The organism is Gilvirhabdus luticola (assembly GCF_040117515.1).
GTDB classification, from domain to species: Bacteria; Bacteroidota; Bacteroidia; order Flavobacteriales; family Flavobacteriaceae; genus Gilvirhabdus; species Gilvirhabdus luticola.
In genome coordinates, this window is sequence record NZ_JBEEEN010000002.1 from 228,201 (window position 1) to 254,656 (window position 26,456).

General features: G+C 32.7%; 27 protein-coding genes. 16 read left to right on the top strand and 11 right to left on the bottom strand.

The features are described 5' to 3' along the window. Positions 1-477 carry an inner membrane protein YiaA gene (gene yiaA / locus AAFP94_RS05565; RefSeq protein ID WP_316661507.1) on the bottom strand — a complete coding sequence of 159 codons (477 nt, stop codon included), beginning with the start codon at positions 475-477 and terminating at the stop codon, positions 1-3. Between the two features lie 148 nt (positions 478-625). Between yiaA and AAFP94_RS05570 the strand changes: the two genes are divergently transcribed. Next, the gene (locus AAFP94_RS05570; RefSeq protein WP_316661508.1) at positions 626-2,137 is read left to right on the top strand and encodes a hypothetical protein; all 1,512 of its coding nucleotides are present in this window, start codon (positions 626-628) and stop codon (positions 2,135-2,137) included. A gap of 74 nt (positions 2,138-2,211) precedes the next feature. After that, a complete protein-coding gene (locus tag AAFP94_RS05575; RefSeq protein WP_316661510.1) occupies positions 2,212-2,682 on the top strand; it encodes a Spy/CpxP family protein refolding chaperone in 471 nt (156 codons plus the stop codon). Between the two features lie 84 nt (positions 2,683-2,766). Here AAFP94_RS05575 and hemL read toward each other — a convergent pair whose 3' ends face one another. From hemL to AAFP94_RS05590, 3 genes are read right to left on the bottom strand one after another with little or no spacing between them, the layout of a single operon-like run. Continuing rightward, positions 2,767-4,053, bottom strand: coding sequence for a glutamate-1-semialdehyde 2,1-aminomutase (hemL, locus tag AAFP94_RS05580; protein ID WP_316661511.1), 1,287 nt, complete (start codon positions 4,051-4,053; stop codon positions 2,767-2,769). Positions 4,054-4,058: 5 nt separating this feature from the next. After that, the gene (locus AAFP94_RS05585) at positions 4,059-4,874 is read right to left on the bottom strand and encodes a glucosaminidase domain-containing protein (protein ID WP_316661512.1); all 816 of its coding nucleotides are present in this window, start codon (positions 4,872-4,874) and stop codon (positions 4,059-4,061) included. A 4-nt stretch (positions 4,875-4,878) separates the two neighbouring features. After that, complete coding sequence (locus AAFP94_RS05590) at positions 4,879-5,790, bottom strand: 1-aminocyclopropane-1-carboxylate deaminase/D-cysteine desulfhydrase (RefSeq protein ID WP_316661513.1); 912 nt, start codon at positions 5,788-5,790, stop codon at positions 4,879-4,881. A gap of 445 nt (positions 5,791-6,235) precedes the next feature. Between AAFP94_RS05590 and AAFP94_RS05595 the strand changes: the two genes are divergently transcribed. From AAFP94_RS05595 to AAFP94_RS05605, 3 genes are all read left to right on the top strand, one after another. Further along, on the top strand, positions 6,236-6,394 hold the full coding sequence (locus tag AAFP94_RS05595; RefSeq protein WP_316661515.1) for a DUF5522 domain-containing protein: 159 nt from the start codon (positions 6,236-6,238) through the stop codon (positions 6,392-6,394). Between the two features lie 162 nt (positions 6,395-6,556). Then, positions 6,557-7,117, top strand: a complete 561-nt coding sequence (locus AAFP94_RS05600; protein WP_316661516.1) for a DUF4136 domain-containing protein — start codon at positions 6,557-6,559, stop codon at positions 7,115-7,117. Positions 7,118-7,236: 119 nt separating this feature from the next. Next, the gene (locus AAFP94_RS05605; protein ID WP_316661517.1) at positions 7,237-8,997 is read left to right on the top strand and encodes an aromatic amino acid hydroxylase; all 1,761 of its coding nucleotides are present in this window, start codon (positions 7,237-7,239) and stop codon (positions 8,995-8,997) included. Here the strand turns inward: AAFP94_RS05605 and AAFP94_RS05610 are convergent. Genes AAFP94_RS05610 through AAFP94_RS05620 form a run of 3 tightly spaced genes read right to left on the bottom strand, consistent with a single transcriptional unit; the run spans position 8,990 to position 11,797 of the window. Beyond that, on the bottom strand, positions 8,990-10,060 hold the full coding sequence (locus AAFP94_RS05610; protein WP_316661518.1) for a branched-chain amino acid aminotransferase: 1,071 nt from the start codon (positions 10,058-10,060) through the stop codon (positions 8,990-8,992). The genes AAFP94_RS05605 and AAFP94_RS05610 overlap by 8 nt on opposite strands. A 32-nt stretch (positions 10,061-10,092) precedes the next feature. Continuing rightward, positions 10,093-10,845: an enoyl-CoA hydratase/isomerase family protein gene (locus AAFP94_RS05615; protein WP_316661519.1), complete on the bottom strand. Its 753-nt coding sequence runs from the start codon at positions 10,843-10,845 to the stop codon at positions 10,093-10,095. 10 nt (positions 10,846-10,855) lie between these two features. Beyond that, complete coding sequence (locus AAFP94_RS05620; RefSeq protein WP_316661521.1) at positions 10,856-11,797, bottom strand: pyridoxal-phosphate dependent enzyme; 942 nt, start codon at positions 11,795-11,797, stop codon at positions 10,856-10,858. Between the two features lie 250 nt (positions 11,798-12,047). Between AAFP94_RS05620 and AAFP94_RS05625 the strand changes: the two genes are divergently transcribed. Together AAFP94_RS05625 and AAFP94_RS05630 are read left to right on the top strand one after the other, a co-directional pair. Continuing rightward, a complete protein-coding gene (locus AAFP94_RS05625) occupies positions 12,048-12,359 on the top strand; it encodes a rhodanese-like domain-containing protein (protein ID WP_316661522.1) in 312 nt (103 codons plus the stop codon). A 42-nt stretch (positions 12,360-12,401) separates the two neighbouring features. Continuing rightward, positions 12,402-13,514, top strand: coding sequence for a pyridoxal phosphate-dependent aminotransferase (locus tag AAFP94_RS05630; protein ID WP_316661523.1), 1,113 nt, complete (start codon positions 12,402-12,404; stop codon positions 13,512-13,514). Between the two features lie 176 nt (positions 13,515-13,690). On the opposite strand, the gene AAFP94_RS05635 is transcribed toward AAFP94_RS05630, so the two are convergent. Both AAFP94_RS05635 and alaS read right to left on the bottom strand, forming a co-directional pair. Further along, positions 13,691-14,653, bottom strand: coding sequence for a GSCFA domain-containing protein (locus AAFP94_RS05635; protein WP_316661524.1), 963 nt, complete (start codon positions 14,651-14,653; stop codon positions 13,691-13,693). A gap of 36 nt (positions 14,654-14,689) precedes the next feature. Then, positions 14,690-17,305 carry an alanine--tRNA ligase gene (gene alaS / locus AAFP94_RS05640; RefSeq protein WP_316661525.1) on the bottom strand — a complete coding sequence of 872 codons (2,616 nt, stop codon included), beginning with the start codon at positions 17,303-17,305 and terminating at the stop codon, positions 14,690-14,692. Positions 17,306-17,437: 132 nt separating this feature from the next. Here alaS and AAFP94_RS05645 point away from each other — a divergent pair, with 132 nt between their 5' ends. The 8 genes from AAFP94_RS05645 to AAFP94_RS05680 all read left to right on the top strand — a co-directional run bounded on the left by AAFP94_RS05645 (position 17,438) and on the right by AAFP94_RS05680 (position 23,439). Then, positions 17,438-18,409, top strand: coding sequence for a M23 family metallopeptidase (locus tag AAFP94_RS05645; protein ID WP_316661526.1), 972 nt, complete (start codon positions 17,438-17,440; stop codon positions 18,407-18,409). Next, positions 18,409-18,738: a MerR family transcriptional regulator gene (locus AAFP94_RS05650; RefSeq protein ID WP_316661527.1), complete on the top strand. Its 330-nt coding sequence runs from the start codon at positions 18,409-18,411 to the stop codon at positions 18,736-18,738. The genes AAFP94_RS05645 and AAFP94_RS05650 overlap by 1 nt, the downstream gene beginning before the upstream one ends. Before the next feature lie 70 nt (positions 18,739-18,808). Continuing rightward, complete coding sequence (locus AAFP94_RS05655; RefSeq protein WP_316661528.1) at positions 18,809-19,408, top strand: LemA family protein; 600 nt, start codon at positions 18,809-18,811, stop codon at positions 19,406-19,408. Between the two features lie 5 nt (positions 19,409-19,413). Further along, positions 19,414-19,854, top strand: a complete 441-nt coding sequence (locus AAFP94_RS05660; protein ID WP_316661529.1) for a TPM domain-containing protein — start codon at positions 19,414-19,416, stop codon at positions 19,852-19,854. Then, positions 19,855-20,667 (top strand): TPM domain-containing protein, encoded by an 813-nt coding sequence (locus AAFP94_RS05665; RefSeq protein ID WP_316661530.1) that lies wholly within the window; start codon positions 19,855-19,857, stop codon positions 20,665-20,667. Positions 20,668-20,806: 139 nt separating this feature from the next. Continuing rightward, complete coding sequence (locus tag AAFP94_RS05670; protein WP_316661531.1) at positions 20,807-21,586, top strand: DUF6090 family protein; 780 nt, start codon at positions 20,807-20,809, stop codon at positions 21,584-21,586. Between the two features lie 13 nt (positions 21,587-21,599). Next, the gene (locus AAFP94_RS05675; RefSeq protein ID WP_316661532.1) at positions 21,600-22,700 is read left to right on the top strand and encodes a hypothetical protein; all 1,101 of its coding nucleotides are present in this window, start codon (positions 21,600-21,602) and stop codon (positions 22,698-22,700) included. Beyond that, entirely contained in the window at positions 22,693-23,439 is a 747-nt protein-coding gene (locus AAFP94_RS05680) for a DUF6090 family protein (RefSeq protein ID WP_316661533.1), read from the top strand. Before AAFP94_RS05675 ends, AAFP94_RS05680 begins: the two co-directional genes overlap by 8 nt. Positions 23,440-23,482: 43 nt before the next feature. Here AAFP94_RS05680 and AAFP94_RS05685 read toward each other — a convergent pair whose 3' ends face one another. Both AAFP94_RS05685 and der read right to left on the bottom strand, forming a co-directional pair. Further along, positions 23,483-24,454 carry a sugar kinase gene (locus AAFP94_RS05685; RefSeq protein ID WP_316661534.1) on the bottom strand — a complete coding sequence of 324 codons (972 nt, stop codon included), beginning with the start codon at positions 24,452-24,454 and terminating at the stop codon, positions 23,483-23,485. A gap of 95 nt (positions 24,455-24,549) precedes the next feature. Next, positions 24,550-25,854 carry a ribosome biogenesis GTPase Der gene (gene der / locus AAFP94_RS05690; RefSeq protein ID WP_316661535.1) on the bottom strand — a complete coding sequence of 435 codons (1,305 nt, stop codon included), beginning with the start codon at positions 25,852-25,854 and terminating at the stop codon, positions 24,550-24,552. A gap of 79 nt (positions 25,855-25,933) precedes the next feature. Between der and AAFP94_RS05695 the strand changes: the two genes are divergently transcribed. Further along, positions 25,934-26,428: a GTP-binding protein gene (locus tag AAFP94_RS05695; protein ID WP_316661536.1), complete on the top strand. Its 495-nt coding sequence runs from the start codon at positions 25,934-25,936 to the stop codon at positions 26,426-26,428. Positions 26,429-26,456 lie beyond the last annotated feature (28 nt).

A 26,456-nucleotide genomic window follows, 5' to 3' on the forward strand; every position in this document is an offset into this window, starting at 1 on the left:
TTAATCGTCTTCAATATGCCTGTCTATATATTGTACATCCCTAATGTTTTTTTGCACGGCTATGGCTGCAAAAATACTTAATGTGAAAGACATCCCATAAAAACCTTTTTCACTTAAATACAGATCGGCATTCCAAAGCCCTATAATCAATAACAGAACTGAAGTAATTGTTGTAAACCAACTAATACCAAAATAAACCTCTGTAATTGGTATATTTTCTAATTTATCTCTTACTGCTTTCTGCAAAGAGATTACAGAAAATAATCCGAAAAGTAATATTGTAAAATAATATCCTTTTTCATTGAGTTGCATATCAGCATTCCATAAGCCAATACAATAGGAGGTCATGCCTGTTAATAATGCCAGCCAAGAAGCCGCAATAAAAGCAGGAGTTGGTTTTTGATCAAAAACCTTCATCTCTTTTTTAAACTCTTCATTTAATTCTTCCTCATGGGAAACTGTTGTTTGATATTTCATAATATTCTATTTTAAATATGTGTCAAATTTGTAATTATAAAATGAAGTATAAAACACGATTTTTTTAAATTACTGACGATATATTTTAGTAGTTTACTATTTTAATATTTATAAATACTATATTTATTAAATAATTACTGATGATTAAATGAATAATTTGAATAATATAGTTTCCACGTTATCTTCTGATGACAAGCAACGCTTTATAACCTATTTAGAAAGAAAAAATAAGCGTAAAGACATTAAAAACATTCAGCTATTTAAACTTTTGATTAAGAATGAATTGAGCTCAAAAGATATTTGTTTTAGGCTTTATCAATCCCATAAAAAAGATGCCTACCATGCTCTAAGAAAAAGATTATATCAATCTTTAATTGATTTTATTGCCAACTTGAGTTTAGATGAGGAAAAGGCTTTGGATATGCAAATCATTAAATTGATATTGGCATCAAGAACTTTTTTTTTACATAAGCAGTATAAAGTAGCTTATAAAATTTTAGACAAAGCTGAAGAACTGGCGGAGGAAAATTATCTATTTCCATTGCTAAATGAAATTTATCATACAAAAATCCAGTATGCTTATTCAAATCCATCAATAAAACTTAATGAACTCATTGAAAAATTTAATTCCAATCAAAAAAAACATAACCTAGAGGATCGATTGAATATAGTGTATGCCAAAATTAGGCAAGAAATAAATGAAGTAACTATCAATAGCCAATTTATAAATTTCCAAAATTTAGTAATTAATACGCTTAAGGAATATAATATAGATTTAAAAGAAATGTCATTCAAATCTCTATATCAATTAATGAAAATAGTTAGTATTTCTGCTTTTGCCACAAACGATTACTTAAAGATAGAACCCTTTTTAATCAATACATATGAGTCAATATTAACTCATAGAAGTAAATCAAAACAATTATATTATCACCTACAGGTACTCTACTTAATATCATATACATTATTTAGAAATAAAAAATTTGATGAATCTTTAAATTTTTTGCAGGAGTTACATGAACACATGTTCCTTAAGCAAAGAAAATATTATAGCTCCCTTAAACTAAAATATCATTTACTATTAGCGCTCAATTTAAACTTTTTAAATCAACAAAATAAAGCCATTGAAACTTTAAAACCGTTTATTATTACAAAACATCCAGACATCCAATCTTTATTAGATATTTATTTGAGTTTAGTAATGATGTATTTTCAAAAAGGTGAATTTAATAAAGCAAGACACATCTATTCAAAATTTTATCATACCGATAACTGGTATATTTCAAAAATTGGTAAAGAATGGGTAATAAAGAAAAACTTAATTGAGATTTTATTATATATAGAACTTAAGAATATAGATTTGGTTGAATCTAGATTGTTAAGCTTTAAAAGGAATTATTATAGGTTTCTAAAAGAAATAAATCAAAAAAGAGTTATAACGTATCTAAATCTTGTAACTGAATACTATAAAGCTCCAGAAAATGTTTCATCATTGGCTTTTAAAAATAAAGTTGAAAATTCATTTACATGGGTTGGAGGGCAACAGGAAGATATTTTTGTTATGAGCTTTTATGCTTGGTTAAAAAGTAAAATGGAAAAAGAAGATGTCTATCAAACTACATTAAAATTAGTTCAATTATCACAAAATGTTAATTTATAGTTAAAGAGACATAGCTAATTAAACTATTCGATTTTATATTAGTCATAAGTACAAAAGATAAAATATCAAAAAAAATGAAAAATCTATTCATTATTGCTTTAGCTTTAATAACCATTCAGGTTACTGCACAAGAAAAGCAAAAAGAAGAATATAAAGCTGGAAAAGAACGCATGTACAAACGCAGCCCAATGAATCCAGAAGAGGCAGCAATAATGCAAACAAAGAAAATGACATTAGCTTTAGACTTAACTGAAGAGCAGCAAGAAAAAATACAAAAGATAAATCTTGAGAATGCCAAACAACGTAAAGCTAAGATTGAAGCACATAAATCTATGAAAGAAAATGCTGGGTTTGAAAAGCTTACTGATGAGCAAAAATTGGAACTGAAAAATGCGAGATTAGACAAACAAATTGCTCACAAAAAACAAATGAAAGAGATCTTAACCGAAGAACAATATAAAAAATGGAGTGAGAACATGGAAAAAAGACATGAAAAAGGCAAGGAGAAAATGAAAGCCTATAAGCATAAAAAAAATAAAGAGTAAAGCTGAAATGTTAAATTGATTTTTCAGTTAAATTGGTTGGTTAGTTAGTTTGAAAAGCAGGGATTAAAAAATCCCTGCTTTTTTTTATAGGTTTTTTGATACTACGTCAACTACTTTAATGGTCTCGTCCAAATCTTTGTAGGTAAGAGCATCTGTTATAAACCAGGTTTCAAAAGCACTTGGTGCAATATATATCCCTTGTTTTAACAAACCATGAAAGAACTTTTTAAAGGTTTCGTTATTTCCTTTGGCAGAGGTTTCAAAATCTACAACTTTCTCTTCAGCAAAGTGAACAGAAATCATAGAGCCTACTCTATTAATGGTGTGAGTAATATTATTTTCAGTTAAAACTTTAGACAAACCGTTGTGTAAATATGCTGTCTTTTCTTCTAATCTTTTAAAAAGTTCAGAATCACTATCAATTGTTTTTAACATAGCTAATCCAGCAGCCATCGCTAACGGATTTCCACTTAATGTTCCTGCTTGATACACTGGCCCAATAGGTGCCAGATAATTCATAATTTCGTCACGTGCAGCAAAGGCTCCTACAGGCAGACCTCCTCCTATTACTTTACCAAAACAAACAATATCTGATTTAATATCAAATAATTCTTGAGCACCTCCTTTTGCTAATCTAAACCCTGTCATCACCTCATCAAAAATTAACAAAATATCATTGGTATCACACAAACCCCTTAATCCTTCAAGAAATCCTTCAAGCGGTGGAATACAACCCATATTGCCGGCAACTGGCTCAATGATGATGCAGGCAACTTCATTTGTATTAGCTTCAATTAATTCTGCAACATTTTGCAAATCATTATATCTAGCCAACAAGGTGTCTTTTGCAGTGCCTTCTGTAACACCTGGACTATTTGGTGTACCAAATGTCACGGCACCACTGCCCGCTTGAATTAAGAATGAATCGCTATGCCCATGATAGCAACCAGCAAACTTTATAATTTTATCTTTACCTGTAAAACCTCTTGCCAAACGTACAGCACTCATACAGGCCTCTGTACCAGAATTCACAAAACGGATTTTATCAATATTAGGCACCATAGAAACAGCAAGCTTTGCTATTTCTGTTTCTATTTCTGTTGGCATTCCAAAAGATGTTCCTTTTTTTGCCTTATCAATGACTGCATTTACTACTGGCTCAAAAGCATGACCTAATAGCATTGGGCCCCAAGAGTTTATATAATCAATTAGTTTGTTACCATCTTCATCATACAAATACGCTCCTTTAGCTTCTTTCACAAAAATAGGTGTTCCACCTACTGCTTTAAATGCTCTTACTGGTGAGTTAACTCCACCTGGTATTACCTGTTCGGCTTCTATGAATAAATCACTACTTCTTTTATAAATCATAAAAATTAGAAATCTTTTGATGAAGGTTTTACATTCAAAATCTGACCTATTTTGATATCGTTTGTGTTAAGTCCATTGAGTTGTTGAAGTTCTTGTACTGTTAAATTAAAGCGTTTGGATATGGAATATAGTGTGTCTCCTTTTATAACCACGTACTCTCTAATTTCAGCAGTTTCTTGGTTTTGTGCTTCGGTATTTACAAATTTATCAAACTTATATAATTCATAACGCTCAATTAGGCTAATTAATTTTTCTGGATACCTCTTGTCCGTGGCATAACCAGCTGCTTTCAACCCTTTTGCCCAGCGTTTATAATCATCTTTTCTTAAATCAAACAATCCAGCATAACGTCTCCTTTCGGTTAAGAACAATGAATGATCTCTAAACGAATATTTGGCATCTATATATTTTCTAAAACATTCTTGAGACTCATCGTCATCGTGATAAATTCTTGCTCCTGTCCATTCATGACATTTAATGCCAAAATGATTATTAGCTTCAGTTGAAAGCCTTCCCTTTCCTGAACCAGATTCTAAAATACCTTGGGCTAAAGTAATACTTGCAGGAATGCCGTATAGTTTCATTTCTTGCTGTGCAATAGCACTGTACATATCAATATAATCTTCGTTAGAATTCGGTATATCTATTGTTGGTGTAAGAATTTCGTTTGTCTCTTCGATTACAGTTTCTTCTTCTTTAGTTTCATGAACCACAACTTCTTCTCTTTTTTGCCTTTCTACTTCACGTTGAGCTACCCTTTTTTTAGTACCACAACTAAACATGAATATACCTATAAATAATACTGCCAAAAATCGCTTCATATGTTTAACCAATTAACGGTAATTTTCTTTTTCTTAATCTAAAATTCATTCCATCAATTCCTTGTAGACCTCCAGTATGGATCATTAAAATTTTTGATTCTTCAGGGAACAACCCTTTTTTAATTAAATCAAAAACACCATACATCATTTTGCCTGTATATATTGGATCCAATGGAATATCATGATTTTCTTTAATCTCATTAATAAAACTTATTAATTCCAAATTTATTTTGGCATAACCTCCAAAATGATAATCAGCAATAAGTTTCCAATTTGATTTGGTCACAAATTTACTAATATCATCTTTTAAAAAACTACCTTTTAAAGCAGGAAATCCTAAAACTTGTTGACCAGGTTGTGAACAATTTATAAGACCAGCAATGGTTCCACCTGTTCCAACCGAACAGCAGATGTAGTCAAAATGAATATCTTGATTGTTTAATATTTCTTCACATCCTTTTACAGCCAAATCGTTGGTGCCACCTTCAGGAAGCAAATAAAACTGACCGAACTCTGCTTTTAAACCAGCAATAAACTCGTCAGAATCCTTATTTCTATAATCTTCACGAGACACAAACTTAAATTGCATTCCATTATCTGAAGCATGCTTTAATGTAGGATTTTCATCAATCATATTTGTTAACTCTTCACCTCTTACAACCCCAATGGTTTTAAATCTAAATTCAGTTCCAGCCACTGCAGCAGCTACAATATGATTGGAAAAAGCACCTCCAAAGGTAAGTAAGGTTTTATAGTCTTGTTTTCTGGCTTCAATAAGATTGTATTTTAGTTTTCTGTATTTATTGCCAGAAATGATTGGATGAATATTATCTTCACGCTTTATAAAAAGTTCAACATTATATTTTTTAGGCAAAATAATAGGTTGATTAACGCTATTTTCTAGACTGAAATTCATTGCTGCGAATATACTTTAAAAAACGCAAAAATTTCCTTGACTTTAAATAATCAAAATTGTTTTCATTCTGGTGAGCTTCACGTTCAAAGGAAATGTTCTTATAAGCTAAAGTCCAGTTTTTGTATTGCAAAAGACGAAATATAAACTCCATAGCATAAAACAAATAAAAAGGTATGAATAATAATTCCAGCTGTTGTCTTAAATGAATTTTTTCATGATTAATTAATACAATATCAGATTTTAACCTATCATATTTCAACACTAAAAAAGGGAAAATTGTTATCGCTGAATAGCCTTTAGGAACTAAATATTTAGAAATCAAAATCATACTCTATACAGTTCAAAAATCAATCCATTTTTATTTGACCAGAATGACAACTTATTTGAAACCTTAACTACAAAGTCAAATAACATTTTCTTAAATTTACGCTATCTTTACAAAATAATGAAAGACCATATTCCAATCGAAGAAGGTGATTACTATTTAACACCCGAAGGTTATAGATGTTTTACAGAACAATATCATTTAAAACGTGGATATTGTTGCCAAAGTTCATGCAGGCATTGCCCATACGATTACAACAGAAAGACAAATTCGTTATAAACCAAATCTGTTCCATTAAGCTTTTATTGGTATGATTCTTGATGCTTAAAAAGTAAATTAAAAATTATCAAAGCTCAATGTTTTGTAAACTTAATATTTTTGGTTTCACAAAAAGATAAGGGATAATTTATTAAATTCGTTATAACTACAAACAAAAAAATTATGAAAAAGTTAATTCAAAAAGCATCCTTTTTGGTAGTATTATTAGTAATAACTTCTTGTAGTTCTGTTAAAGTCGCTACAGATTATGACAAGAACGCAAATTTTGGTGATTACAAATCGTTTGCATTTTATAAACCTGGTATTGACCAAGCCGAAATCAATGATTTGGATAAACGTAGATTGTTAAGGGCCATTGAAACCGAATTGCTTGCAAAAGGCTATATAAAATCAGAAAAGCCAGATCTTTTAATTAGCCTTTTTACGAAATCTCAACAACGTGTTGATATATATAACAATGCTTGGGGAATGGGTGCTTGGGGTTGGGGCGGATGGGGCCCTTATGGAGCTTATGGTCCAGGTTGGGGTTGGGGTTGGAATCAACCTTCTGTTTCAACAAGTATAGAAGGCACATTATACATAGATTTAATAGATGCTAGTAAAAAAGAATTGATCTGGCAAGGTATGGGAACTGGCTATTTATCTAAAAATATGGAGAAAAAAGAAGAGCGAATTAAAGAATTTGTTTCTAAAATAATGGAACTATATCCTCCTGGTTCTTAACGGTAAAACAATAAAAAAAGCGACTGAATAGTCGCTTTTTTTATTTCATAATCTTGAGCTGAAATTTCAATTACTACAGCTTAATTTCGTATTTTTACAATACTAAAAAATATTAATTCATGTATCCCGAAACTATAGAATCCAACGAAATTCTTGAACGTTTACCCAAACATCTTCGCCAATATATCAAACCTCAAAACTATGAAGAATATTCTGCAATAGATCAGGCAGTTTGGCGATATGTAATGCGTAAGAATGTAGACTATTTAAGTACTGTAGCACATGATTCTTATGTTGATGGTTTAAAAGTTACTGGCATTTCAATAGATAGTATCCCAAACATGTATGGTATGAACCGTATTCTAAAAGAAATTGGTTGGGCTGCAGTTGCAGTAGATGGTTTTATTCCACCAAATGCCTTTATGGAATTTCAAGCGTATAATGTTCTGGTTATTGCCAGTGACATCAGACAATTAGAGCATATTGAATATACACCTGCTCCAGATATCATTCATGAAGGTGCTGGACATGCTCCCATTATCGCTAACCCAGAATACGCAGAGTATTTAAGACGCTTTGGTGAAATAGGTTGCAAGGCTATTTCGTCTGCTAAAGATTATGAGTTGTATGATGCGGTAAGACATTTATCTATTATTAAAGAAGCTCCTAATTCAAACAAAAAAGATATAGTTGAAGCTGAAAAAAAAGTAGAATACCTTCAGAATAATATGGGAAAGCCAAGCGAAATGGCTTTAATCAGAAATTTACATTGGTGGACTGTTGAATATGGCTTAATAGGCAGTCTTGAGAACCCTAAAATATATGGTGCTGGACTGCTTTCTTCTATCGGTGAAAGTGCATGGTGCATGACAGATGAAGTAAAAAAATTACCCTATAACATTGAAGCAACTTATAAAGAGTTTGATATTACCAAACCACAACCTCAGCTCTACGTTACACCAGATTTTGCTCATTTAAGTCTAGTCCTGGAAGAATTTGCAAATACAATGGCCTTAAGAACTGGAGGTTTGTCAGGAGTTAAAAAACTTATAGAATCTGATGCATTGGGTACTATAGAGTTTAGTACAGGATTGCAAGTTTCAGGCGTATTTACAGAGGTTTTAGAACATAATAACAAGCCAATTTACGTCCAAACTTCTGGAGCAACAGCTTTAGCTTACAGAGGAAAAGAAATCATTGGTCATGGTACCAATTATCATAAACATGGTTTTGGAACACCAGTTGGAAAATTAAAAGGGATTAATTTAGCTATTGAAGATATGAGCCCTAGAGATTTAAGGGCTTATGATATTTATGAAGGCGAAACCATTGAACTTGAATTTGAAGGCAACATTAAAGTGAAAGGAGAAATAATTACTGGAAAACGCAATCTTCAAGGTAAAATAATTCTAATTAGCTTTAAAAATTGCACGGTAAACCATGGCAATACTATTCTTTTTAAACCCGAATGGGGAACTTACGATATGGCTATAGGTAAAAGTATAATTTCAGCATTTTCCGGACCAGCAGATTTACAAAGTTTTAATATGGTAACACACAAATTAAGTTCAGAAACCATTCATATTAAAAAATCTAAAAAACGTTTACAACTAGAAGAACTTTATCAACAAGTTCGTGATTTTAGGGAAGGCAAAAATCGTTCTGTATCCAGAACTAAAATTTTGGAACAACTTATTGAAGATTATCCTGATGATTGGTTATTGTCTGTTGAATTATATGAATTGGCCTATAAAGGAAATGAATCAAAACTTTGTGCGAAAATTGCAAGCCATTTAGAAACTGTTAAACTTCATAAACCAGAATTCGGCAAGCTCATAGATAACGGTATTTCAATTATTGAAAAAAGTTTGGTTAATTAACTAGACTATTTTCAACTTTTAGCATCCAATTCAGTTCGTCTTTCATTTTCCCTGAACGAACACCATTAAGCGTGTCTAAAAGCATTTGAGCTATAGGAAAGCTATCTGAAACTTTTATTGTAGAATCTTTATATCCTATTTCCTGAATCATCGTAATACCAACAGCTGTACCTGTGCCAAAAGCTTCTTCTAGCGTTCCATTCTTTGAAGCTTCAATAATTTCTTCTATATGTATTGGACGTTCAGTTACCTTAAATCCTTTATGTCTTAATAATTCAATAATACTCATTCTAGTAATGCCAGCAAGAATACAACCATCAAGGCTTGGTGTAATAAATTCACCATTGATTTTGAAGAAAATATTCATGGTTCCAACTTCCTGTATATAATGGAACTCACGAGCATCCAACCACAGAACCTGATCATATCCTTTTTGTTTCGCAATTTCTGTTGGTTGCACTGCTGCAGCATAATTTCCTGCTGCTTTAGCTTCTCCAGTGCCTCCATTGGCTGCTCTAATAAATTTGGTTTCGGCATACAAACGCACAGGTTTATTATAAAGCGGTTGTGATGGTGATGCCATGATGATAAATTTGTAATGTGTTGCAGCTCGCATACCAATAAAAGCTTCATCTGCATACATGAATGGTCTTAAGTATAAAGCACTTCCTTCTTGTGGCGGAATCCAATCATGGTCTAAAGCCACTAATTGTTTTAAACCTTCAACAAACAAGTCTTCAGGAAATGTTGGCATTCCCATTCTCGAAGCACTAAAATTTAACCTAGAAGCATTTTTTTCTGGTCTGAATAACATTGGTGTTCCTTCAGCATCTACTGTAGCTTTCATACCTTCAAATATGGCCTGACCATAATGCAATGCCATAGCTGCAGGATGTGTTGGAATTAAATGTAAAGGCTCAATTCTTGGGTTTGTCCATTCTCCATTTTCATAATCACAAATAAACATGTGATCTGTAAATGTTTTACCCAAATGAACATTGTTGAAATCTATTGTTGAAACTTTAGATTCTTTTATTTTATCGATTGTAATATTATAGTTCATCACTGAATTTTAAGACTACAAAGTTGAGACTTTTATTTGTATCTTTTCAATGTTTCTTTGGTAAAATCGCTTAAAGCTAATTTGCCACTGATCGCAGCACGTTCAATGAGCAAATCATCCCAATGTTCTGTATTTGTCCAAAAGACAGATTTCATTTGTTTCATAGCGTCTGGACTGTATGTTGCAAGTTTTTCTGCAAAAGCTTTTACAGCCTCATCCAGATCTTCTATAGTTTTAAAAACTTCAACAAATAATCCTTTCTCTTTTGCCCATTCAGCCGATTTAAAATTGGTAGCATCTATAGACAATTGTGTCATATTACTCAAACCTATTTTCCGTGTTACAGCAGGTTCAATGACAAAAGGACCAAAAGCCAAAGACAATTCACTTAATTTGATGGAAGCAAATTTAGATGCTAAACAATAATCTGTTGCAGACGCCAAACCAACACCACCGCCAACTGCTTTACCTTGCACTCGACCAATAATAAATTTAGGACACTTTCGCATTGTGTTTATAAGGTTTGCAAATCCAGAGAAAAATGCCTTTCCAGATTTCTCACTATCTATAGCTATTAATTCCTGAAAGCTTGCTCCTGCACAAAATGTTCTGTCTCCACCACTTTTTAGAACAATGGTTTTAATGTCATCATCATTACCAGCATTTACAATAGCATCTTGTAATTTACCCAATACATCTGATGGCAAAGAGTTGTGTGAAGGATGGAAAAATTCGATATATCCAACTTGATTTTCTATATGTGTTTTGACGTATGAACTGCTCATGTTATATCTATTATCTTGCAAAAGGTAAATTTACTAAATCTACATTGCCTCCAGAAATAATAACACCAACCTTTTTGGTTGTAAATGTATCTTTTTCTTTCAGCAAAGCCGCAAAAGCCACTGCACTCGAAGGTTCAATAATAATTTTCATGCGCTCCCAAATCAATTTCATTGCATGAATGATCTCATCTTCTTCGACCCTTATAATCCGCTCAACATGCTCTTTAATTATTGGAAAATTTTGATCTCCAAGAAACGTGCGCAATCCATCTGCAATGGTATTTACGGTATCATTATATTCAATTTTTCCAGATTTTAAAGAACGGTAAGCATCATCTGCATTCATAGGTTCTCCACCAATTACTTTACAGTTTTCAGAGAAATATTTTGCGGCTAAACACGTTCCAGCAATTAAACCACCACCACCAACTGGTGTAACAATGTAGTCTAAATTGGGTTCTTCTTCTAACAATTCAATTGCTGCTGTTCCTTGTCCAAAAATAACTTCCAAATCGTTTGAAGGATGAATAAAGGTTGCTTTCTTTTCTTTCCTGATTTTCTCTGCTATTTGTTCTCGAGCAATAGCTGTAGATTCACATACTATAATGTTTCCTTCATAGGCTTCTACAGCATCTTTTTTAGATTGTGGCGCGTTTTCTGGCATCACAATATAAGTTTTTACCCCAAGTTGTTTAGCTGCTAAAGCTATGGCTTGTGCAAAGTTCCCGGAAGAATGTGTTACCACACCTTTTTCTTTTTGCTCATCAGATAAACTTAAAAGTGCATTGGTAGCACCTCGCATTTTGAAAGCTCCCATTTTCTGGAAGTTTTCGCATTTAAAATACACACTAGCGCCAACAATTTCATTTATAAGATAAGATGTAAGAATTGGAGTACTATGAATATATGGCTTAACTCTATTATGTACTTGTTGTAAGGTTTCTTTATTCATTGAAGTTATACTATAAACAAAGCATGAAGATAAAGAAAAAAAGCCTTGTAACTCTTGTTACATTCAATTCACAATAAAAAGCAGTAATTTGCGATAAGCAAACTTTACTTAAAGGTTCAGTTTGAAAATGTATTGTCATTCCTGCGAAAGCGGGAATCTAATAAAAACAAGAATAAGTAAGTGGATTCCGCATCTAGTGCGGAATGACAACATCATTTAAAGAAGTCATTTATAATAAAATAAGAACAACATGGGATTACTGGATTTTCTTTTTGGAGGCAACGACAAAAAAATTAAGGGTTATCTAAATAAAGGAGCTATTCTTTTGGATGTAAGAACAGTAAGGGAATTCAATGCAAATTCTTTACCTAAATCTCAAAATATTCCTTTACAGGAATTACATCATAATGTCGAGGAACTAAAACAAATGAACAAACCATTTATTGTGTATTGTGAAAGTGGCGTACGTTCGGCTAAAGCCGCAAAATTCCTAAACTTAAATAATATTGATGCCATTAATGGTGGTGGCTGGAGAAGAGTACAAAGCATTCTTGCTAAATAGCCTCTTATTGAGTATCTTGGTGATATACTTCAATATATCATTATGGAACTCAATAGAAGACAATGGCTAAAAACCGCCTCGCTTGTTGGTGGTTTTACTTTATTAAATGGTTTTCAGACTTTATCTGCTGAAGAAATTATAAAATTCAATCCTAGAAAATTAGTCAAACCTATTCGGTTAAGTTCTAATGAAAACCCTTATGGGCCTTCAGAGCGTGTTAGAAATGCTGTTAAAGTTGCGTTTGACGATGGTTGTCGCTATCCTTATTCCTATGCCGATGATTTGGCGGAACTGTTGGCCAATAAGCATGGCGTGTCTAAAGAAAGTATTATTATAACAGGCGGTTCAACTGAAGGCTTAAAAATAGCTGGAATCACATTTACAGCTAATGGTGGCGAAATTATTGCTGCAAAACCCACTTTTTTGGCCATGATGCAATATGCCGAAATGTGGGGCGCTAATATTAATTGGGTGCCTGTTGATGAAAATTTAGGATATGATTTAGAAGAAATTGAAAAAAGAATTTCCTCAAACACCAAAATGGTTTTTGTCTGTAACCCTAACAATCCTACTTCTACGCTTTTGCCAAAAGACACTCTATTGGATTTCTGCTATTCGGCAGGTAAAAAGACTATTGTATTTAGCGATGAAGCTTATTATGAATATATTGAAGATCCAACCTATCCTAGTATGATAGAGCTTGTAAAAAAAGGAGGGAATATTGTAGTATCTAAAACATTTTCTAAAGTTTATGGGATGGCTGGAATGCGTATTGGCTACCTCATTGCCAAACCAGAATTAGCAAGAAAAATACGCAGTAATATTGTTGCCATGAGTAATGTCTATGCTATTGAAGGTGCAAAAGAAGCTTTGAATGATCAAGAGTTTTATGATTTCACAATTCACAAAAACAAGGAAGCCAAAACAATTATTTACAATACTTTGGACCATTTAGGCCTAAAATATCTAGATTCAAGCACAAACTTTGTCTTCTTTAAATCTGGGAAGGACATTAATGGGCTTGGAAAACTGATGTATGACAAAGGTGTACGTATTGGAAGAGCTTTTCCTCCGTTTTACAATTGGTGCCGTATAAGTACAGGTACACTTGAAGAAATGGAATTGTTTTCAAAAAGTTTGATTTCTCTGTATTAAATACGAATAGAGTATTTTTAAAAGCAAAAAACATCAATTTCAAATCATTTTACAGATCCAATCTTGATGTTTTTAAGTATATTGATTAATAGCTCAAGAAAGATAACCCGAGATATCGATTTGTCAGCCAATTTTTCGACAAAATGGTATTAAAAAAAGATGAAGTGTATTTTAAATTATTCGTCAAAACTAATGTACTTATATAATGCTTTTAAATTCCTTTTTTTGGCATCGAGTACGGCTAAAAATTTCTGATGCCCTTCAGAATTTGGACTGAATGCTTTGTGAAGTAATCCTTTCTGAATGTCGTCAACATCATCCATCGATTCTTTTGCAAGAGGAGAAATCCAGACCTGTTGAAACTTTTCCCATATATAATTTATTGCCGTTGCATTAGGGTGAATCATATCTTCAGCATAAAAGCGATAATCCCGAAGCTCATCAAGCATGATTTCAAAAGAGGGAAAATAATGACATCTCGACTGCGCTCGATGTGACAAAACAGAATGTAATGCAGAAAATAAATGTGATTTGCTTTGTGTGTTTTCAATAAAACCATCCCTTAAATGGCGAACTGGAGACACTGTTAAAATAATTGTTGCTCCAGAGTTCACAGTACTTATTAAATTAATAATTGCATTTAAAGATTGTGAAATTTCATCAACAGTCAACAACTCTTTTGAAAACTCTTTTTGAGATATTTTATGACAATTAGCAACATAACTATTTTGCTCAATGTGCTTGTAAACCCAAGAAGTACCCAATGTTATAATTATATGACTGGAATCCATAATATAATTGCGAGTTAAATCAAGTTGTTGGTTTAATTCTTTGAGTAGATTGTCTTTTGAAACATCTGATAATTTTGAATGTGCATCATAACAATGCCATTGTTCATTATGAAAGAAAATGTCCCTTTCGGTATACTCTTTTTTTTCAACAGATTTGAATATTAGGTTTTCAATCGCCAAGGGATGAAACATAATACCAAATGGATTAATTAGGTTTTGGAATTTGAAATATTCTAGTTTTCCGCCTATATTTTCAACAAAACAAGACCCTAACAGCAGAATTTTAGATTGATAGTCTATTAGATTTTCAGACTGTTGTTGTAATGGTATTTGGGTTTGTAACTTCATTTTTTTTGAGATCCTGAATCAAGTTCAGGATGACAATTATTTTAAAATGTAATCTTTAGCTTTTTCTAAAGCCTGATCAATTCCTTTGGGATTCTTTCCCCCTGCTGTAGCAAAGAATGGCTGACCACCACCACCTCCATGAATAAATTTTCCGAGTTCTTTTACAATCTGTCCTGCATTGAGGCCTTTGCTTGAAACTAGTTCTTTTGAAATATAACAAGATAGCAAGGCTTTACCATTGTTGCTTGTTCCAAATAACAAGAATAGATTATCAAACTGTTGACCTAATTCAAAACTCACATCTTTAATTCCAGATGCATCCAAATCTAGTTGCCTAGCTAGAAATTGAACTCCGTTAATTTCAGTTAATTCATTGATAAGTTCTCCTTGTATGTTTTTAGCTTTATCTTTCAGTAACTGCTCTATTTGCTTTTTAAGATTTGAATTTTCCTCCTGAAGGTTTTGCAAAGCTTTGACAGGTTCTTTTGCATTATTGAGTAAATCTTTCATTTCATAAAAAGCCCTATTGTTTTCATGATAAAAATCTTTTACGGCATCACTAGTAATAGCTTCAATACGTCTAATTCCAGCAGCTACAGCACCTTCAGATACAATCTTAAAATGCCAGATATCCGAAGTGTTTTTTACATGTGTACCACCACAAAGTTCAATAGATTGCCCAAAACGAACAGAACGAACAGAATCACCATACTTCTCTCCAAATAAAGCCATTGCTCCTTCATCCATTGCTTCTTGCATTGGTATATTTCGTTTTTCAATTAATGGTAATTTTCCATCAATTCTAGCATTTACAAAATTCTCAACATCACGAAGTTCTTCGACAGTCAACTTTGAAAAATGTGAAAAATCAAAACGCAGATATTTAGAGTGAACAGCACTTCCTTTTTGTTCAACATGATCTCCTAAAACCTCTCTTAATGCTTGATGTAATAAATGGGTTGCTGTATGATTTGCTTCAGTTCTGTGGCGTTGTTTTGCATCAACAACAGCCTTAAATGTTTCATTCAAATGCTTTGGTAAATTCTTTGTAAAATGAATAATAACGTTGTTCTCTTTTTTAGTGTCGAGAATATAAACCACATCACCATGTGTATCTTCTAAATAACCTTTATCGCCAACTTGTCCTCCACCTTCTGGATAAAAAGGTGTTAAATCAAAAACCAGTTGATACATTTCTCCATCCTTTTTAGAAGTTACTTTTCTATAACGCGTTATTTGGACATTGACCTCTAAAGTATCATAACCTACGAATTCCTCTTTTGTATCTTCCGATAATACAATCCAATCGTCTGTACTCATCTGGCTTGCTGCACGCGAACGCTCTTTCTGTTTTTTCATCTCTACATGAAAACCGGTTTCATCAAGAGTAAATTCTTTTTCACGAAGAATTAATGAAGTTAAATCTAATGGAAAACCATACGTGTCGTACAACTCAAAGGCTTTTTCTCCAGAAATAATTTTATTTTTGGAATCTTTCACAATACGATCAAGCAATACTAATCCTTGATCTAAAGTTCTTAAAAAAGAATACTCTTCTTCTTTTATAACATTTTCAATGAGATGTTTTTGAGATTTTAATTCAGGAAAAGCAATACCCATTTTGTTACTCAATACATCGATCAGTCTATATATAAAAGGCTCTTTTTGATTTAAAAACGTAAAACTATAGCGTACAGCACGACGTAAAATTCTTCTAATCACATAACCTGCTCCTGTATTGCTAGGTAATTGTCCATCGGCAATTGAAAAGGCTACAGCACGAACATGATCTGAAATCACTCGAATAGCTACATCAACTTTTTCATTTTTACCATACTGTTTGTTAGTAATGGTTTCAATTTCTCTAATTATAGGTATAAAAACATCAGAGTCATAATTAGATTTTACGCCTTGCAATACCATACACAAACGTTCAAAACCCATACCAGTATCAATATGCTTGTTAGGTAAGTTTTCTAGAGTACCATTTGCTTTTCTATTGTATTGCATAAAGACCAGATTCCAGATTTCTACGACTTGAGGATGGTCTTTATTAACCAAGTCCTTGCCAGAAATCTTTGCTTTTTCATCATCAGACCGAATATCAACGTGTATTTCACTACAAGGTCCACAAGGTCCTTGATCTCCCATTTCCCAGAAATTGTCCTTTTTATTTCCCATTAGGATTCTGTCTTCAGAAATGTATTCTTTCCAAAAATCGTATGCTTCTTGATCCATCGGCAGACCATCTTCCTTATCGCCTTCAAAAACGGTTACATAGAGAATATTTTTATCTATTTTATAAACTTCTGTCAATAATTCCCAAGCCCAAGCTATGGCTTCATTTTTAAAGTAATCGCCAAAACTCCAATTGCCAAGCATTTCGAACAAAGTATGATGATATGTATCATATCCAACCTCTTCCAAATCATTGTGCTTACCAGAAACACGTAGGCATTTTTGCGAATCGGCTATTCGGTTATCCTTTGGTTCGGCATTCCCTAAAAAAAATTCTTTAAAAGGTGCCATACCAGAATTCACAAACATTAAGGTGGGATCGTCCTTTAACACCATTGGTGCAGATGGTACAATGGTGTGTTTCTTTTCTTTGAAAAAGTTTAAAAAATTAGAGCGAATATCTTGAGACTTCATGTACTTTTAGTGCTAATCTTGTTTCAGTTAAAATTATTTTAATTACGAAACAATTTTTATCTTTGAACGTTATGCTAATTAATCCATGTTTAAACAGATGTAATTAATGACAAAAATAGCATAAATAAAGAAATGAGTAAGGTAAAATATTATTACGATTCTGAAACTCTTTCATATAGAAAGATTGAACGCAAAAAAAGAACTACTCTTAAATATATATTTGGTTTTTTATTATCCTCTGCCTTGTTTGGTTTCATCTTTGTTTTTATTGCCAGTCAATTTGTTGAATCACCAAAAGAAAAAGCCCTTAAACGAGAATTGGCAAATATGGAATTTCAATATGAGCTGCTAAATAAAAAAATGGACGAAGCTGAATCTGTTTTGGCTAGCATAGAAGATAGAGATAACAATATTTATCGTTTATATTTTGAAGCAAATCCAATTCCGGCTGAACAACGCAGAGCTGGTTTTGGTGGTATAAACAGATACAAAAACCTTGAAGGCTTTGATAATTCCAAGCTAATTATAGAAAGTAACAAGCGTATAGATATTCTTCAAAAACAGATTGTTGTACAATCGAAATCTTTAGATGAAATTGTAAAACTTGCCGAAGAGAAAGAAAAGTTCTTGGCCGCTATTCCTGCAATCCAACCCGTAAATAATGAAGATTTAACTAGAATGGCATCAGGTTTTGGTATGCGTTCAGATCCGTTTACCAAAGCTAGAAAAATGCATTGGGGAATGGACTTTACTTCTCCAAGGGGAACACCTGTTTATGCTACAGGTGATGGCGTGGTAAAACGTGCAGATGCAGGAGCTGCAGGATATGGTAGGCATATTAGGATTGACCATGGCTATGGTTATACTAGCCTATATGCACATTTGTACAAGTATAATGTAAAAAAGAACCAAAAGGTTAAACGTGGAGATATTATTGGGTTTGTCGGTAGTACTGGAAGATCTGAAGCACCACATTTACATTATGAAATCTTTAAGAACGAACAACGCATAAACCCCATTAATTTCTATTATGGTAGTTTGACCGCTGAGGAGTTTAATGACCTATTAGAACAAGCATCACAAGAAAACCAATCGTTAGATTAATGTATATAGACTTACCAGAGAAAAGATATTATGGTATTGGCGAAGTCGCCAAAGCCTTTGGTGTTAACACCTCCTTAATTCGATTTTGGGAAAAGGAATTTGATGTCATTAAACCCAAGAAAAATGCCAAAGGCAACCGTAAGTTTACTCCCGAAGATATTAAAAATCTACAGTTTATCTACCACTTGGTTAAAGAGCGTGGTTTCACTTTAGAAGGTGCTAAAACCCATTTAAAAGAAGAGAAAAAGCAGTCTCTAAATAATTTCGAAATCATTAGCAAATTAGAAAACATTAAGACCCAACTTATCAAAATTAAATTAGAGCTGTAACATTTCTTTCTATTAGATACTAATAGAGTAGATTATAACATTCTAAACACTAACACAAAACATACGTACTATGAAAAAATGGCTTATCCCTTTAATAATAATTGTCATTGTTATTTTTGGAATTTACAAATGGGCAGTAGGAATCAATAATACATCTGTAACATTAGAGGCTGACGCAAAAACCGCGTGGTCTAATGTTGAGAGTTCTTACCAACGAAGAAACGATCTGATAGGCAACCTTGTAAAAACCGTTCAAGGTGCTGCAGATTTTGAGCGTACTACTTTACGCGAAGTTATTGAAGCTCGTGCCAAAGCAACCTCTACAACTATTGATGCCAATAATATTACCGCAGAGAATATGGCTGCATTTCAACAAGCTCAAAGTGGATTAAGTGGTGCTTTATCTAAATTATTAGTCTCTGTTGAGCGCTATCCAGAACTTAAAGCAAATCAAAATTTTCTTGAATTACAGTCTCAACTAGAAGGTACGGAGAACAGAATTAATGTAGCTCGTGATCGTTATAATGAAGCCGTAAACAAATACGATATTTATACCACTAAATTTCCAAATAAAATATTGGCTAGCATGTTTGGATTTAAAGAGATGGCGCGTTATAAGGCAGATCCAGGAAGCGAAAACGCACCTAATGTAGATTTTGATTTTAATTAATCATCATGTCTTTAAATATTGAAGAATTTTTAAGCACAACAGAAGAGCAAGAGATTGTTGAGGCCATTCGTATTGCCGAACAAAACACTTCGGGTGAGATACGTGTTCATTTAGAAAATTCATCAAAAGGCAATATTGAAAAAAGAGCTTTAGAAGTTTTCTATACTCTAAAAATGGAAAACACCAAACTCCAAAACGCTGTATTGATTTATGTTGCTGTAAATGATAAACAATTTGCCATTTATGGTGACCAAGGTATTAATCATGTAGTGCCCTCAAATTTTTGGGATAGTACTAAAAATCTTATAGAACAACATTTTAAGAAAGGACAATTTAAACAAGGGTTGATTGATGGTATCTTGAAAGCTGGAGAGCAGCTTAAACTTCATTTCCCAATTGCTATAAATGACATCAACGAATTACCAAACGATATAACTACATCCTAAATGAAATCTATTCAACATATATGGCTTTTAGGATTTATACTTTTTTCGTCCTTACAGATAAGTTATGCGCAGTTTGACATACCTAAAAAACCAGAATTTCAAACCAGTGTTTACGATTATGTTGATCTTCTTTCTTCTTTTGACAGATTAAATTTAGAGGAAAAACTAATTCAATATTCGGACACAACTTCCACCCAAATCGTCATTGCTATTATTAGTTCAACCGAAGAAGAAAATATCAATTATCTTGGTGCTCAATGGGCACATTCATGGGGCATTGGTCAAGCCAAAGAAGACAATGGGGTTTTTATTCTTTTAGCAAAAGATGACCGAAAAATAGGGATCAATACAGGCTATGGTGTAGAACATTTATTAACCGATGCCATGTCTAAACGAATTATAGAGCGAGACATTATTCCTTATTTTAAAAATGGTGATTATTATGGTGGTTTAAATCGAGGTTCTGACGCTATTTTTGAAGTCTTAATGGGAGAATATCAAGGGTCTAGACCATCAAGCTCAAATGGTTTCCCAATTGGATTGTTACTTCTCTTATTCATCATATTCATCATCCTTATTATTGCACTTTCTAAAAGCAGACGTGGAGGTGGAAGAAACAAAGGAAACCGATCAGGAGGCATTAGCATTCTGGATGCCATTATTTTGAGCAATATGGGCCGAGGCAATTATAAAGGTCGTTCTTCTGCTGGTGGCTTTGGTGGTTGGTCTGGCGGTAGTAGTTCTGGCGGTGGCTTTGGAGGAGGTTTTGGCGGCGGAGGCTTTGGTGGTGGCGGTGCCTCTGGTGGTTGGTAATTTCAGTATTCAGTTTGCAGTAACCTGTTGGCAGTCCTCAATTGCAGTAGTTTCTATTTCTTTTTAATCGTTTCAAATTTTATTCCTACATTTAGAAAACCAACTATCTACTCATTTCCTACATTACTAATTTTAAGTAATGATTAATTTCTTCAGAAAAATTCGTCACACTGTTTTAAGTGAAGGAAAAACAATTAAGTATTTTAAATATGCTGTTGGAGAGATTATTCTTGTTGTTGTTGGTATTTTAATTGCATTGCAGATTAACAACTGGAATGAAAATAGAAAGGAAACTAATTTAGAACTGAAGTATTTGCAAAGCATACAAAAAGACCTCAACAATGATATCAAATATTATGATCGCCGGATAAAGGAGGCCCAAAATAATATTGAAAATTATTATAGAGTAGTAGACGGAATGTATCAAACGCAAAAAAACTTCGAAGAGTATGCAAGACTATTCGAATCCTTTGATTTCCCTGCAGAGCATCTTACTATTCAAAATTTCACATTCAACGAATTGGTGAGCAGTGGAAATATTGGTATAATAAAAAATAAAGTACTTAAAGATTCCATTGCAAGCCTATATAAAATATCAGAAGAAAAAGCGAAATATATTCAAGAGTTTAACGAATTTACAGCGAATAACATATTGAACATATGGGGACATCCTGACTTGCCTTTTTCTTGGCTATATGCTAGCCGAAAAAACGTATTATTCAATAAAAAGGTCATGTCTCATGGTTTGGAATGGGACTTTATTAATGACCCAAATTCTCTACCTTTCAAACTAATAAGAAATAATATTGGTCTATATTATGTTAAACTCAAGGACTTTATAGAAAAGTTTGAAAACTTAAGAACAAAATCAATTGAAACGGTCGATATGATACAGAACGAACTGTACAAAAGAACGTGAATAAATTATTAGTATGATTAACTTTTTCAGAAAAATACGTAAACGACTAGCTGACGAAAACAAATTTTCAAAATATTTTAGATATGCCTTTGGAGAAGTCGTACTTATTATGCTTGGTATTTTTATGGCATTACAATTAAATAATTGGAACGAAAACCGTAAGCAGGAGGCACAATTTAAAGTAACGTTAGAGCAATTATATAGCTCCATGACTTACGATGTTCAGATAATTGAAGGACATATAAAGCTTACAAGCAGACAAATTGAGAATATGGATTTTATTTATAATCATCCTGATTCTATACCTAGCATTGAAAATTATTTAAATAACCATTCACGTACCAAAGATTTACCTTATCTCTTAAATTTTATCGCTATAGATTATTCAAATTATTTTGTTTCAGAAACTAAATATCATGCCGAAATCTTAAGCTTTAATCCTAATAACAAAAGTCAGAATGAAATTTTTAAGCATGTCATTAACTATGTTAATGAAGTTGACAATGAAATCCTTTACCAAGATTACTTACATCCATTATACTATGAATACAATTTAGCATCACCTAAAGTCAATTCAAATGATGGTGTAATTAATCGTTTTGATAAATTAGATTCTCTTTATTATAATGATCAAGATATTTTAAACGTTATTAAATTAGTTAACTCTAATGAGTTTAGAATAGCTAAAAACAATACCAGAAATAATAAAGTTAATTATCGATCTACCTTATTAAATCGCTTAGGCAATGTAAAATCCATATTGCAGATTATTAAAAATTATTATCCCGAAGTAAAAATTTTATATCAAGATGTAGGTATTATTGGTACTTCGCTAGACGGATTTACTGATGTTGGAGGTAAATCAACACCTATGGTTCTCACTGATATTGAAAATGACATTTGGGAAATTGATTTGTTTTTAAAAGAAGGTCGTGTAAAGTTTAGATGCCGTGATAGCTGGGCACAAAATTGGGGTGTTTTTGGGAATAACGATTTTCCAAAAGGAAAATCAGTACAAGATGGAGATGATATTGATATACCCGAAGCCGGTAATTATCATATTATTTTTAAACCCATAACAGGAGAATTTGAATTTATAAAACAAGATGATTAAGCTTTTTAAAAACATACGTAGGCAACTTGTTAACGAAAATAAATTCGGAAAATATCTGCGCTATGCCATTGGTGAAATTATTCTTGTTGTAGTTGGTATTTTAATTGCTTTATGGATTAATCAAAAAGCCAATTATAATGAAGAACGCAATAGTGAAATTGCAATTCTAATAGAAATTCAATCTAACCTAGAAAGAGATTTAATAGAAATTAATGAAGATATTGCTTTCATGGATTCAGTAAATGACGGAAGTCATTTTATTGTACATTATTTAGAACATTTTGATAAGCCTAATTCAGAATTCAACCACAATGTTTTAAAGTTAAGAACAACGCCTCATTTAAACCCAAACACTAGTGGTTATCGCCTATTGGTTTCAAAAGGTGTTGAGATCATTCAAAACGATAATTTGCGGCAAGCCATTTCAGACCATTATGAATCCTACTATCCATATTATCTAAAATATGAGCAAGAACGTATTGATTTCAGGATTAAGTATATAGAATCTGAACTGTTAAAATATTTTTCATGGACAGCAACAAATCATACTCTCTGGTTAGGCGAATATCGAATAACCGATCATGATTATACCTTACTTAAAAATGAAGGCACATTCTATAAGCTGACACAAGCAACCAAAAGAGAAAACAATTTAGTGCAAAACAGAGCTTTGAGGATTAAACAAAATATGATTGATCTTTTAAGTTTATTAGCGAAGGAATTAAGTACAAAAATTTAACTTGTTAAAAATACTTTAGAATTTGAAATGCGCAATTGAACAATTATCTGTTGAAGCGTCCCGAAATATTACCTTCCAGTAAGGTATTAACTTCATTTACTGTAGCATAATTAACATCACCCATGTACGTGTGTTTTAAAGCACATGCAGCACTTGCAAAATTCATCGCCTTGATATCGTCAAAACGCTGTAAACCGTGTATCAATCCTGCAGCAAAGGCATCACCAGTACCAATTCTATCTACTACATGTGTAATATCAAAATCCTGTGTTTCATAAAACTCTTCACCATTCCACATTCTAGCACGTATTTTGTGCCATGATGCGTTAATGGAAGTTCTTATTTTATCGAATACTTTTAGAATCCTCGGAAATTTTTCCATCAATACTTTACTGGCTTCAATAAATTCTTCATTAGAGCTTCCGCAAGTTGTTCCTAATACTTCATTCATTTCATTAATACCGCCAATAAAAATAGTTGAATATGACAATAGCTCTGTTAATGCATCTTTTGGTTCAGCCCCATATTTCCATAATCCATTTCGATATGTAGGATCTGAAGAAACTTGCATTCCTTTTTTACTTGCTAACTTTAATCCTTCTCTTAAGGTATCAAACGTGCCTTGTGTTAAGGCTGGTGTAATACCTGTCCAATGAAACCATGTTCCGTTCTCCAAAGCATTTTTCCAATTAACCATACTAGGATTAATTTCAGAAAACGCAGAATGTGAACGATTGTAAGATATATTACTTGGCCTCATTACAGCTCCTACCTCAAGAAAATAAGCTCCCAAAGGTCTTTTAGAACGTACAACAGCAGTGGTGTCTAAATCGAATTTATTCATATAGGCCATAGCTGTATCACCAATAAAATCATCAGATATACAAGTGATATGTTTTACATTGTCACCAAAATTAGCTAACGAAAGTCCAACGTTTAATTCTGTGCCACCAAAATAAAACTCTAAGCGATTAGCCTGAATAAATTTTCTGTTACCAAGTGGAGAAAGACGCATTCATACTTCTCCAAAAGTGATGATTTGATTCATGAGTTATGATTGTTAGACTAAATTAAGGATTATTACTTAAATCTTAAACGAAATTTAGGAGATTACTTCTTGCGCATATACACTGTAACAGGTACACCATGAAAATCGAAATGCTCTCGTAGTTTATTCTCTAGAAAACGTTTGTATGGTTCTTTTACGTATTGTGGTAAGTTGCAGAAAAATGCAAATTGAGGTTGTGGTGTTGGTAATTGGGTAATAAATTTAATCTTAACGTATTTTCCTTTTAAAGCCGGTGGCGGATAATTCTGAATGATAGGTAACATCACATCATTAAGAAGACGTGTTTTTATTTTTTTGCTTCGATTTTTGTAAACCTCAACTGCGGTTTCAATAGCTTTAAAAATACGTTGTTTGGTTAATGACGAAATAAAGACAATTGGCACATCTGTAAATGGTTCTATTTCTTTTCGAATAACCTTTTCGAAATCTTTCATAGTCCTGTTATCCTTTTCAACCAAATCCCATTTATTTACCAGAATAACAATACCTTTTCTATTGCGTTCTGCCAACCAAAAAATATTTTGCACTTGGCCATCAAAGCCTCGATTGGCATCAAGAACGACTAAACACACATCGCAATGTTCAATAGCACGTACACTTCGCATTACAGAATAAAATTCCAGATCTTCCTTTACTTTAGCTTTTCTTCTAATACCGGCGGTATCTACCAAATTGAATTCAAACCCAAAGCGGTTGTACTTTGTATCTATTGAATCTCTTGTAGTTCCAGCAATATCTGTAACTATATATCTTTCTTCTCCAATAAGTGCATTGATAAAAGATGATTTACCAGCATTAGGACGACCGACCACTGCAAAACGTGGCAGTTCAGTTTCTTCAACCTCTTCTTTTTCTGGCAAGGCTTCTACCAAAGCATCCAATAATTCTCCTGTTCCGCTTCCATTAATACTTGCAATGGTATAATATTCGCCCAAACCTAAAGCATAAAATTCAACAGCATCTTCCGCTCGTTTGGCATTGTCCACTTTATTAACCGCTAGAAAAACAGGTTTGTTTACTTTTCGCAATAGTTTGGCCACATCTTCATCCATGCCTGTGACTCCACTTTCAACATCCACCATAAAAATAATAGCATCGGCCTCATCAATCGCCAATTCTACTTGTTTATCAATTTCAGCCTCAAAAATATCGTCACTTCCTTTAACATAACCACCAGTATCAATCAATGAAAAATCCTTTCCGTTCCAATCACTTTTTCCATAATGTCTATCTCTAGTCACACCACTAACTGCATCAACAATGGCTTCTCTTCGTTGAATTAAACGATTGAAGAAGGTTGATTTCCCAACATTTGGTCTTCCTACTATAGCTACTATATTGCTCATACTCTATAAATTGGCTGCAAAGGTAGTGTTTCCTATTTGAAGAAAAAACACTAATTTAATATCTTAAAATAAAATCTATATGTCTTCAGCCAATGCTATTGTTTTACGTCCGAGATTTAAAATAGAATTAAAAAGAAATAATGAAGATGCATTGCGAATTTTTGAAGACATAAAAAAGACACAATCAGATTTTATTATTAATCGAATAGATGACCATGTCTTTATTAAATTTCCAAAGGAAAAGCAACATTTTTGGTCACCTCAATTGCATTTAGAGATTAACGCCGTTAATTCAAAAACTTCTATTTTACATGGCTTATTTGGACCAAACCCAACAGTTTGGACCATGTTTATGTTTATACATTTTATTGTTGCTGGATTATTTATTGCATTCGGAATTTGGGCCTATACCAACTGGTCATTAGAAACTGATTACACCATGCAATTGTTTGTGGTCATTCTAATGATTGTTTTTTGGATTGTTCTTTATTTTGTTGGAAGAATAGGTAAAGCAACTGGAAATGAGCAAATGCATATACTTTATGATTTTATGAATAAAGCTCTAAAGTTGTAAAATATTCGTATATAATTTACAGTTACAT